The organism is Pseudomonas persica, from assembly GCF_900291015.1.
In the GTDB taxonomy this organism is placed as follows: domain Bacteria; phylum Pseudomonadota; class Gammaproteobacteria; order Pseudomonadales; family Pseudomonadaceae; genus Aquipseudomonas.
On record NZ_OLKL01000051.1, the window covers coordinates 191,189 to 202,694 of the forward strand.

Consider the following 11,506-nt stretch of genomic DNA (forward strand, 5'->3'; position numbering starts at 1 on the left):
GGATCGAACTCGTTGCAGATGATGTACGCTTGGCCGTCCTTCCGTTCCGGCAATTCCGCATCGGATGGACGAGGCAGCTGCGGGCACTCAAGCTCTTCCCCGACTCCCAGCTGTCCTGGAAGCGTTACTTCTACGATAACGGCAGCGGACATGCGAGGGCAGCTGTTTTCACCTCCTACGAGGAGGCCATGGAAGCTGCGGACGAATTCAACAGCCGCACCAGTGAACTGGTCGTTCAGGGGGTACTGGATCCTGTGCTTCAGAGCTCGACCACCCTGAAAGTCGAGAAAGCACTGACGGCGGCGCGCCGTATCCAGGGAGAAGAGAAGCTCATGGAGCGCGAAGGCGATCAGGCGAAACGCGCATCTGCCCCGTCTCTCCATGCACGAGTTGGAACTGCACAATACGATGGAGAGCTTGCGCCAACCGCTTCACGAGGAGCTTGAACGCGCCCCCTATGTGGATGTGGTGGCCCTGCCGCGATTCAATGCGTGCCTTGGCCGTATCGATGACCGGACATGGGAACACATCGGAGCCCTGACTCCCAAGCGCTCGCAGATCTGTCTGCGCGAAGTGACAGCCAAAGGGTATGGTCTTTCGGGAGCAGACCACTGGGGGAGAACCAAAGCAGAGATACGCGCACTGCTACTTCCGCGAGCCAATCAGCTGCTGCAGTTAGCGAGCGTCAAGCAGACGCTCGCCGAGGCCAGGATGCGTGGCCAAAGGGTATTGGTCTGCGGTGGCTTCGTGTTCTGGTATGAGGACGATGGGGTGCCTCGGTGGGTCGTAAAAACACTGGGAGCGAGTCGAGCAGCGATGACGGGAAGACCTTGTGGCATGAGGGAACAATCCTTTCCAAGAACCATGGCCGGATCGTCGTGCTTCCCTATATCAAAGAGAACGGGGAGAAGGCTCAAGGTCACACGAAGAACGCACCACACGATGGAAAGGCGCTACCTCGCCATCGAGATCAATACGTCACACTACCTTTTGAGGTGCTCGAAGGGGATCTCATGATTGGGTTGTTCGGTGAGCTGCACTACGAATGAAATCCGACTGCAGCTCAATACGTCGTTGGTCACGAAGACACACGTTCCCCAGGCGCCACGCATGCACGCCTGGGGTAACCACCCTTGGGTGTCTATGCCTTCCGGCCTTCCGATGAACGAATCCTCGCCAAAGCACGGCTGATCGGAGGACTATCGATCCCCTCCGGGATCAACACATCGTCATCAGGTTGAAGTGCCGTAATCTCTAGGTGGTTATCATCAATTTCCCAAGCATTTATAACCACAACCCCTGAAGTTGATAAATGATGTGTGGGTCTCCCCTTTGCATCCACCGTGACGACATAGCACCTTTTGTAGTTTTCATAATCGCTCAGGAACCTATCCAGATTCTCAGAGGAGTCCGGCGTGACCGTAAGAATTCTGGACAAGGCCGAATGAATACTCGATGAGTCATCTTCCCGATCAAGATTACTTGTAACCACGACTCGATAGTGCGCGGGGTTCTGCTTGTTAATACCGCGTATCAATGCGATACGCAACGTATTGCTAGGATCTTTATCGCCAACAGTCTTAGCAATGTTTGAAAAAATTCTTTCCCCAACTATCGGATTTTCAAAGAGGAATACGATAGCAGGAATCCGCCCTCCACCCCCTTGAAAACCTACGCCCCTCCAACCAGCTTGATCCCACAGACTGACCTGAATGAGAGATGAAATCTTCAACTCTCTATGTTTAAGGGTTGAGAATTGGAACGGATGTTTTGGTCGCTCCTCGGAAACATCAGCTTTAGGTCGCCAGTCCATTGGCTCAATGTTGTGATGCTCAAACCAAGTCACGCAACGAGTCGGCTGGTGCAACTCTAGGGACGCGTCCTGATGAGAAGCAATTCCTGGGACAGCATCACGCCCCATGAAATAGCTGTCCAATCCAATATTACAGTTGAAGACAACGGATCGCTCCAAGGCTTTATCATCTCGAAGCATTTCTTCCAACCTCGACCAGCCAATCTGAGGGCAGATGATGGTGACAAAACGGAGGCAGAACTCACTGTAGAAATCCTTGATTGTATCTCGTTGCTCGTCGGTTAAATTGGCGATACTGAACGGCGAGCAGAGGATTTCAGCAGAAGTTACCTGTGCAGCAGTATCGAAACTGTGCTGCAGTATGAAGTCGTCCTCATCCTCCAACGAGATATCAATATTTACAGCGGGCAATGTAGACGCTAGGTGGTCTGCCATCATCGGCGCGCAGAAGCTTTCCAGCACAGTCAGCAATTGCTGCGCTAGCTCCATGCAAGGGGACTTCACGGGGAAGGATACGGACACCTTACAACCCAGAATGTAGGAGCTTATGGTCGTCCAGCGGTCTAGATAAAGGTCGAGCGGGGCCACCGGAGCGCCCATATCAATGCTGCGCCACATATTTATAAATTGAAGGTCAATAGGTTCACCTTCGGGCCCTGCTTTATCTTCATGGCCTAAGCAAATCAATAGCGCATCGGCACTGAGCCATAAATCTAACTGATTTAGCTTGTCCGGCAGCCAAGCTAGCCTTTCAATATCCGAGAAATTGGCATTAAGAAATAGCTTACCAATGAGAGCCTCATAACTCATTTTCTGATTTTCTGTCCACAGTTCTTCATCCAGTGTTTGAGAGATCAGTTGAGCTAGGTGATACCAAGTTAATGACTGACCCAAGCGACCCAGCTGACCTTCAATCCACATGAGTTGCTGGTAAATAGCAGCTTGCTTAGCACTGCTCCGCTGCTCCTTCAGTGCGTCAGAGGTGACAAGGTAAGCTGCCATCAGCGCAGCACCTCGCGCAGCCCAGAGCAGGCCCTGCTTCTCGTAAGCATGGGACAACATATAAAGGGCAGCGAACATTTCCGTCTTGCTTTCGCTGCTATACAACCCATACAGAGACAACCCGAAGCACTTGATTGCCCTGTAGTAATCCTTTTTGTCGCTACTCAGTGCTCCTCGTCTCAGATACTTATCCGCCTTTATCCGACTGTTCTCCCGTGCACCGGCATCATCAATGAGCTTATCCATTAGGTCTTCATAAGCTTTGAGATCTCCGAAGGCTACATCGAGAGCTTCCAGTAAGTTGACGAGGCGAGCCATGGGGTATCCAATCAGCTTATGAGCCCTATCAGCGATGGCGCCCAAAGACCTGAAGGTGTTGTTGACCTGCTCCTCGCTTTTAGCAGCCAACAGATCCAGGAGCGCCAATGACGTCTTGGCTTGCAATGCGCCGCTGATCATATCCGCGTCGTCGGCTATCGAGTTCAACTTCTCTCGAATGGTGGCTTCTATGGAGGCCACATCGAGGGTGCACTTGCCGTCTCGATGAGTGGTGACAACCAGATTGAACAGCGTTACGACTTTTTCCCAGACCTCAACGTTGTCGGTCTCTTGAGCCACGCCAAGTACTTTCTCAAAGGTGTCCTCGAAGAGCTCGGCATTTTCCAGCCACCAATACGCGGCCCATGTCAGCTGATAAAGGGAATCGAAATGCTGCCTCTGGGTGCCGAACTTTTTCGCTGTCCGCACAGCGAGATTGAACTGGTGCTCAACAGCGACGGCATCCCGCTCCAGCTCTTTGTAGATGATGGCACGCTTGGTGTAGAGGTCGACCTGGGAGAGCGTTAAACGGCCTGGATCTTCAATCTGTTCGATCTGGCGCTCGATGTCTGCTAGCTGGATCTGCTTGTCAGCGTCGAATGGGCCGATCTGAATTTTGCTCTCAATGCTACCTGTAAGACCTAGGTAATCGATGGCAAGCTGCTGATTCTTGGGCTGCAGTGTTTTATCAAGCAGCCAGGTTCGATCAAGGATTGTGACCTTGACGCCATGCTTTTCCGAAAGGTCATCCTGAAGCTGCGCCCTCAGGCTGTTCTTGATGAATCGACTGGAGACACAGAAGATACGTGAGTACCCACGCCCGGTGGACATGATGCTCTCGACATCCTTCGTGCATTTTGTCTTCCAGTCTTTCTGGGTGCTGACACCGAATGCCCATCGCTCAGACTCCGGAGCCTCGTTTAATCCCCAGAAAAAGGCGATTTGGCTGGCTACAGGGTACGTTTCGGTATCGGTTTTACCGTCTCCACCCGCAGTCGGGCCGGTCTGGGCAACCAGGTTGGGACAGATTTCTCGCTCACAAAGCTTGCGTACGAATATCTCGAACTCAAGCTCTTGGCTTCGGTTGTTCAGGGTCTCGAAGTGGTACTCCAGCATGGAGCGATCGATAGTCGACTCCTGTAGCTTTACCGAGTCCGAAAACTGCTCTGGACGTCTCGCTCGCAGAAAGTCTTGCGGCTTAGGGCCATTGATCTTGGTAGCCGATTGTTCCTTGTCCATCATCCACTCCTGAAATGACCAATGGCATCGCCCGGCTACGCTCAACGCTCTAGCCCTAGGTCAACGCAGGCCTCGACGTCATCTGTATGGTGTGCGGTTCACGATGCTGCGGGACACCCGCGCAGAGTTGGTGCGCGAACGATTGTTCACATCAGCCATAGCCAACCAGGCTGATGCTTGCTCGCAATTATGGTGTTGTCCTTTCGGGCTGCCAAAAATTACAGCTGAAATTATTCAAGCCCCCGCCGTAGGGACTAGGCCTTACTGCGAACACATCTGGCACAGCATCCCCATCGCCGCCCTCGCGGAAGAACTCTCTCATAGAGAACAGCGCCTGAGCCTTCAAGCGCTCCCATTCTCGGTACAGGCTGTCTTCGAGATCCCTCGCTGCCTGCGCAGCGCTGGGTTTGCGCTTGGGCAGCGGCAGGGTGTAGCTGGGCTGAGGGGAGAAATCGTAGACGAACGTCAGGTGACCGTGCTTCCAGTCCGCAGACGGCGACGCTCGCCAGCGGAATGCAACCTGCACTGATAGTCGCTTGCTGAGATGGAAGGGCGGCCTAATCTGATCATCAATGAAGAATAGCTCCCCCTCTTGACGCTCAGTTTCGAGCCGGCCCTTCATTTGCTGCACCGCGCGAACGAGGTCACTGCCGGCGCGCAGCGCATCTTGCCGAGTCCGTTCGCGCTTGGCATGGGCCTTGGCCTTGCTGTACTCAGCGATCGCTTGTTGGAACGCGTGAAGCTTGGTACCCACGTAGGGGCCACAGCCACTGAGCCCAAGGCCATGAATCGGCCCTATGCGCTCTTCATCCAGGCACTTGCGCACTGCAGCCCGAAGCACCGTCTCATCAACATCGCTGATTGCAGCTTGCTGATTACTGGGCAAGTTAATGTACGTCATGACCGAAACTATCCTTGTGAAATGGGCCTAGCTACTCCCCCATCCAACGCCAGAATGATGGCAGGATGACACCACATAGCATGGCTGCAGGGCGACGCGAAGCCCCCTTGGAATGGGCCAGTGGCTCCAAAGCCCATGCACAGTAGAGGATGTATGAACAGCGCAACGTTCGCAAAAAAGATGTGTGGTTACGGGATTACCAGCATCCGAGTACGAATCTTGAGTTCGTGAGTGGAGGTCAAAAAGGCGGAATCTGGGTCTAGGAGCGACGCAGGAATACAGGTGCGCATTTAGCGCCAAAGAAAAAGCCGAGCATGAACTCGGCTTTGAAAGAGGTAGGGCGTGAGCCCTATGACGCTTCAACAACCTAGAAGGTTGAGGGGTTAGCCGCTGCCTAACCGTCCCATTACTTGCCCTTTACGGACTGACCCTGGGAGGTGCTACGCGGGCCTCATCTGGATTTAACGAGCGGGGAGGCTCATGCACACTCGTGATCAATAATAGCGAAGGGGATACACCTTGTAAAGCATCACACGTCGCTGAACAGGCACACTGCTTCCACCGAAGTGACGCCGTTCATCGCCTGGACGATCTCTTTGGCCACTGTGAGCGTTCGCCCCGTGGCCAGGAGGTCGTCAACCAACACGACACGTCCAGTAACGTTACCACGAAAAGCTGGATTGCGCCGAAGAGGCGTGAACAGGTGGCGATACTCCACCGGGATCACCTTCAGGGGAAAGCCATCAGCTTTTTTCAGCCTGAACTGTAGGCCTTTGCGTTCATCGCCAGTGATTTCGCCGTTGTCCTCTGCTCTTCGGATCATGTCAAAGGCTTCCATTTTGGTCGACTTTACGAAGACATCATGGGCCAATTCAGCATTGAGCACGGAGGCGCATCGCGACGCCACGATGCGGCTCAAACTGTAGCCTGACGGCATATACACCACCGTGTCGGCTTGGGTTTGTGCGGCAATCACCGCCAGGATCTCGCTACCGCTATGTGCCAGGCGTTTGATGGAGGTGATATTGGTCGTGAGGCCGTCTTTGCCTTTGAGGGCGTACAGGAGCGGGCAGTTATCGCCGATCACGCTGGCCTTCCGATCCCGGCTCCTCTTTGCAGAGGACTTGATCCGTGTGAAAAGGGAGGTGACCTTTAGCCCGCACTCCCGGATGTCCGTTTTGGGGTTGCCATCCACAGTGGTGATCAAATGCTCCCTGACGGCGTGGTCAACCGTGACTAGGTTCTGCGTGACGACAAGTCCCAAAGGTTTACCCCGAACAAGAGAACAGATAATAGGCGGCAAAGCGCACCATCATAATGCCAGCCCAGCCTTACGGCTAGCGAGTTGAGCGGCGCCAGATAAGAGGTTTTTAGGGGATTTACCTTACCATCGCCGCAAGTCATGATGGCTTGAAAGGGTTCCTGGGATGAGCCATCGAAATGCCATTTCTGAAGATGCTCAGCTGATCGCCCATTCTTTCCTAGGGTCGACCGATCGGCGCCCGGATCATTCTTGAAGGGAGCTCCAAACCTTCAAAACAAGCCTCGCAGCAAACTTGGCCACGCGTACAATACCTCACCAGGAAAAAAAATGGATTTCACATCAACCCAATATGAGATGCTGATACAAGAGCTGCATCAAAGACTTATAGATGACGAAGGGTTTTCGGGAATCCAAGTCAAACACGACGTTACGCTTAGAGGAAAAAGTGGCGCAAAACATCAGATTGATGTTTGCTGGGAGCTAATCATTGCTGGAGCAAAGCAACTATTCTGCGTCGAATGCAAATATTGGAAAAACCCTGTCAAAAAAGAGCATGTTGCTAGCTTTCATACAAAGCTGCAAGACCTAGGAGGCGCCAAGGGGATTTTCGTCACAACAAAAGGCTACCAAGAAGGTGCAAAGTTACTCGCCGCCGAGTATGGAATAATACTACTCAGTACGGATATCGAAATGGCCACTGCCGATGCCACGCTCGAATTTCTGCTTAGGAATCAGGAGGACATAATAGTTGATTTCGAGGCTTGCGACGAAGAAGCTCACACCCACATCGAAATGATCCAGCAACAAAGCCCGCGTGAAATTAGAATCTTTGACGAACACACGAAAGACATAGGAACACTTTCTGACTTATTGGAACATCTCTCTCACAGTGAAGAGGGACATTATTCTGAGCGCACCGAAAACTTCTTTATCCTTGCCGCAGGAAGACCAGTCGAAATACAAAACATACGGTTCTATCAAAGAATCACTAGACTTCCAGGAATGGAGCTACATGGAACTCATGAGTTCGCAAAGGTTGTAGCAAAATACATATTAGATGATCGAGAGATTTCAGCATCACTGTCCTCCCACAGAGAAGCCTCATATTGAGCAACCTCCCGATCAACAATAAAAGCCTCTTGTGACTAATAGTTTGCAGGCGCAGGGGCGTGAATGGCAGCACAGCTCAGGAGGCGGCCCGGCTTCCGCTTAAGGCTCTACTGATTCCTTCAGCCAATACCTGTCCACCGTACTGCGTGCCACTCCCAGCTCACGCACGATCTGCATCTTCGCCATCCCGTCCGCTTGGAGCTTGCGCACTGCCTCGCAGGTTTCTCCGGCGCGCAGCCCTCGAACACCCCGGGAAGCATTGCTCTGTACTTCTGAGCTCAGCCGACCTGTGTGTATGAGCTCCTCCAACTGCTCGTCCCACTCATGCTTCTGGCTTTGCAACGTTATACCGGCCAGCCTCGCTTCCAGGGCATAAAACACAACGCTTGGGCTAACCCCGAGCAGCTCGCAAAGCGCTTGAAGCTTTCCTGTCGTAATGCCCTGCTTGCCTTGTTCAACCCTAGCCAGGTGGTCACGGCTCAAAACCTCGGAACACGCCTCACGAGTATGGCCGCCGCTTACGCGCAGCTCCTTCAAAAGCTGCCCCAAGGTTTGCTGATAATCCATCTCTTCGCCAGATTGAGAAAAGAAAGGATAAGGCCACGCTTTGACGCATTGCATCGTGGGCGTATACCATGCATTGGCGATGCGTTAGTGGCGAATCAATATATAGGTAAATCGATGGCATGAGACTGGTCGTGATGCCCGATCTCCACATTGAACCCCAAGCGATGCAGCTGCCGGATCCGGACAGCTACGACGTGGCGATTCTGACTGGTGGCATTCACACGCATACGTGCGAAATACGTCTGCAGAGATCGCAAGCAGACTCAACGAAACGCCCCATGAGTGTGGGTGGAAGTGATTTAGTGCCGGGTCGGGTTGATTGCAGGCGCAGGGCAACGAGGGTGGGCAATTGCAAGCAGTTGAAATGCAGCGAGACGAGCACTTGGTGTCGGAGCTGCTGTATGGGCAGGCACAGCCATTGTGCGGCTCAGGGTTGGATGACGCGAGCCTGATCCAAATTGCTAAAACGGAGTTCACTGACCGCGCGTTTTGTATCGTGAGGAACTGGATGATTTTGGACATCATGATCCCCGACAACGAGCTGCAACAGTTGGTAGCTGCTGGGCAAAATCCTATTGTGTTGCTCGCACATGAGGTTATCTACGATAGCCAACCCTCCCAACCATGCCAGGCGCCGTTGGTGACCGGTTATGGCGAAGACCTTTACGGCTGTTTTTTCGAGGCTGGGGCAAAGATGTATGTGCTGGCCGGTCGGGGGGCGCGTCGCTATGCCGCTAAGCCTGCATTGGTCGCGCTTGAGCAAATGACGACTGAGGCTTATGCGTATGGATAACACCCTGCACAGCATTTTGTGCCAGTCTGGTCAAAACCGCTATGGTTTGAACAATTGCGCCGAAGCGGGCGCACTGTTGGCCGAACACTTCTCTAATAAGCGCCACTGCCTCTTAGAGGAATGGGCTGTTCTTCGCCTGGTGATAATCAAAGCTGAGCTTGCGAAAGTCCGTGATGCAGACCACCAGCAGTTCATTCTGATTGCTCTGCGCGTAGTGGAACACAGCAAGGGACGATTCGCGTCCGGTGAATGGGTGAGGTCAAGCAGGTGCTGCAAATGGGATGGCGGATTATTTGAACCCGAAATACGGTGTATGCACTGATCGGCCTGGGTGGCACGACGGCGCGCAATCGGTACCTCGTGACCAGCCCCCCCTTATTGCGGGCGGTTTGAGAAACTGGAGCAGGAGCAAGACGGTGAACAGCCCAAGAAGCCCTAACACTGAGCAGGGCGGCCAGGTCGAAGTGCGCCGTTGGGGCAGCCCCCGGCAGTTTGACTTTGAGATCAAAAGCCACGCCACTCTTGGCGAGGCATGTGGAGGGTTGAGTTTCCTTACCGCCGCCAAGTTATCCGGCCCACGCTTTGTTAATTTGCGCGGGCCGATCGCTCGTATGAGTCGCGCCTTGGGGCAGTTCGTCCTCAATGTGCAAACGGAAGAGCATGGCTACGAGGAGTATTATGCTCCGTGCCTGTTAAAGGCCCAGGTGTTGGAAAGCACCGGCCAGTTATCGAGCCTAGAAGATGATCTCTTCAAGACCAGCCATCAAAACGGGGCCGATCTCTACCTGAATCCGTCTGTCGAAATGTCGCTGATCAACATGGTGGCCGGCCAGGCTCTTGATGCCGACCAGCTACCGCTCAAAATGGTGATGCTTACGACGTGCTTCAAAAGCGAAGCTGGTGCGGCGGGCCCTGATACCCTCGTGACGGCCAGGCAGCGGCAGTACGACGAAGTTGGCTTGGTGCAGGTAGTCGCCGCGTCCGAGTCGGTTGCTGCACTGGAGGACGTGACCTGGCATATTGAGTACGTGCTGAAGTCTCTCGGAATTCCGTACCGTGTCATTGCACGGAGTGTGAGCGGCGTGAGCTTTGACGCGGTGAACACCTTTGACCTGGAAGTCTGGGTGCCCAGTCAGGGCAATTACCGCGCCATTGGCTCTTGCATGGGGGCAGGCGACTCCCAGGTTCGACGTATCCAAGCTCGACGGGTAGAGCCCGACAATGGCCGGGTAACCTTGGCGATTGTTGTGAGCTGCGGTCTGGCCGTAAATCGTTTGTTGTTTGCGGTGCTTGAGAATTATCAGCAGGCCGATGGTTCAATTCTTGTACCAGAGGTACTCAGGTCGTACATGAACGGTGCTTCAACCGTTGCGAGCTTTGGAGATCAGGGGGTATAGATACTAGCAGCGCGTAGTGCCTAAGCTGTGTTCACTCGCGCCGTTCAGCGGGTGAACATGCGGAACCATAGCGTTTCGAGCCTACGAACGACCGCGGTCTGGAGTACGCCATGATCAATTCAGTTCGGGGGCCGCGTATGATACGGCCTGACGACGCCATCTTGTTTTTGGACTTTGACGGCGTGCTTCATCCTGACGCTGCATTTCGTACAAAACTCGGAATTGAGTTGAGAGCGCCAGGGAAGCTGATGATGCATGCAGAAGTACTGCAGAGCATCTTGCAAGACTTTCCACGTGTAGGGATCTCGCTGTCGACTTCCTGGGTTCGAATGCTGGGGTATCAACGAGCACGTGCGGCCTTGCCTGCAGGGTTGCAAGAACGGACGGTATCGGCGACTTGGCATTCCCGCATGCGTGATACCGCCCATGAGGGGTACGACATGTTCACCCGCTATGAGCAAATCTGTGGTGCTGTCACTCGTGCTGGTATTACGCGCTGGATCGCTATCGATGACGATCCTGACTTCAGCTGGCCGAGGCATGACAATAGGCTTGTTAGGTGTGACCCTAATGTGGGGCTCGGTAGTGAGCAGACGCAACTCGAACTTCGAGCCAAGCTACAGCTTTTCGGGTAGGGGTTGTGGTGACAATCAGTAGCAAGTCAGAACCATGCGCAGAGGATGTCATCTGCGACATGTGCGGAGAGTCAGCGCGTGTTGAACGATAGCAACCGCTTCCCGCACCTGAAATCTTCGATTCAGGTGCGGGTAGTTCATGACCCTAAATGGCGAGAGCAGTTTAAATAGGGGCATGATGCGGCGGGCGCCTATGTTGCCAAGTAAGTTGTTGTACGTGAGATACGAGTGTTGGAGAGCTTGCCTGGGCAGTTCTCGGATGGGGTACTGATCGCGGCGAAATCCGGCAAGCCGCCAATCCCACCAGACTGAATTAAAGCAATCCTCGACTGCAAGACTGAAGGCCTCACTCAGAAAGAGACCTCAGTGAAGCTGGAGATGCCTTATTCCACTGCCCACAAGTTCTGGCACATCAAACGTGGGATCTGAAGGCCTGAGCCAGGCTGAGCCGTCAAAGGCTCTCCAGG

General features: G+C 53.7%; 10 protein-coding genes. 6 read left to right on the forward strand and 4 right to left on the reverse strand.

Annotation, left to right across the window (positions count from 1 at the left end):
• Positions 1-29: 29 nt before the first annotated feature.
• Positions 30-446, forward strand: a complete 417-nt coding sequence (locus tag FQ664_RS27960; RefSeq protein ID WP_256676076.1) for a hypothetical protein — start codon at positions 30-32, stop codon at positions 444-446.
• A 695-nt stretch (positions 447-1,141) separates the two neighbouring features.
• Here the strand turns inward: FQ664_RS27960 and FQ664_RS24715 are convergent.
• From FQ664_RS24715 to FQ664_RS24725, 3 genes are all read right to left on the reverse strand, one after another.
• On the reverse strand, positions 1,142-4,372 hold the full coding sequence (locus FQ664_RS24715) for a hypothetical protein (RefSeq protein ID WP_144175579.1): 3,231 nt from the start codon (positions 4,370-4,372) through the stop codon (positions 1,142-1,144).
• 187 nt (positions 4,373-4,559) lie between these two features.
• Positions 4,560-5,273 (reverse strand): hypothetical protein, encoded by a 714-nt coding sequence (locus FQ664_RS24720; protein WP_144175581.1) that lies wholly within the window; start codon positions 5,271-5,273, stop codon positions 4,560-4,562.
• 529 nt (positions 5,274-5,802) lie between these two features.
• A complete protein-coding gene (locus tag FQ664_RS24725; protein ID WP_256676078.1) occupies positions 5,803-6,360 on the reverse strand; it encodes a phosphoribosyltransferase in 558 nt (185 codons plus the stop codon).
• Positions 6,361-6,864: 504 nt separating this feature from the next.
• Between FQ664_RS24725 and FQ664_RS24730 the strand changes: the two genes are divergently transcribed.
• Complete coding sequence (locus FQ664_RS24730; RefSeq protein ID WP_144175583.1) at positions 6,865-7,647, forward strand: restriction endonuclease; 783 nt, start codon at positions 6,865-6,867, stop codon at positions 7,645-7,647.
• Positions 7,648-7,746: 99 nt separating this feature from the next.
• Here the strand turns inward: FQ664_RS24730 and FQ664_RS24735 are convergent, their stop codons facing one another.
• Positions 7,747-8,268, reverse strand: a complete 522-nt coding sequence (locus FQ664_RS24735; RefSeq protein WP_144175584.1) for a helix-turn-helix domain-containing protein — start codon at positions 8,266-8,268, stop codon at positions 7,747-7,749.
• Positions 8,269-8,563: 295 nt separating this feature from the next.
• On the opposite strand from FQ664_RS24735, the gene FQ664_RS24740 reads away from it, so the two are divergent.
• From FQ664_RS24740 to FQ664_RS24755, 4 genes are all read left to right on the forward strand, one after another.
• The gene (locus FQ664_RS24740; RefSeq protein WP_144175585.1) at positions 8,564-9,007 is read left to right on the forward strand and encodes a DUF6957 family protein; all 444 of its coding nucleotides are present in this window, start codon (positions 8,564-8,566) and stop codon (positions 9,005-9,007) included.
• Positions 9,000-9,329, forward strand: a complete 330-nt coding sequence (locus FQ664_RS24745; RefSeq protein ID WP_144175586.1) for a DUF6957 family protein — start codon at positions 9,000-9,002, stop codon at positions 9,327-9,329. The genes FQ664_RS24740 and FQ664_RS24745 overlap by 8 nt, the downstream gene beginning before the upstream one ends.
• A 94-nt stretch (positions 9,330-9,423) precedes the next feature.
• Entirely contained in the window at positions 9,424-10,404 is a 981-nt protein-coding gene (locus tag FQ664_RS24750) for an aminoacyl--tRNA ligase-related protein (RefSeq protein WP_178091048.1), read from the forward strand.
• A gap of 110 nt (positions 10,405-10,514) precedes the next feature.
• Entirely contained in the window at positions 10,515-11,039 is a 525-nt protein-coding gene (locus tag FQ664_RS24755; protein ID WP_218570416.1) for an HAD domain-containing protein, read from the forward strand.
• The last annotated feature ends 467 nt before the right edge of the window (positions 11,040-11,506 follow it).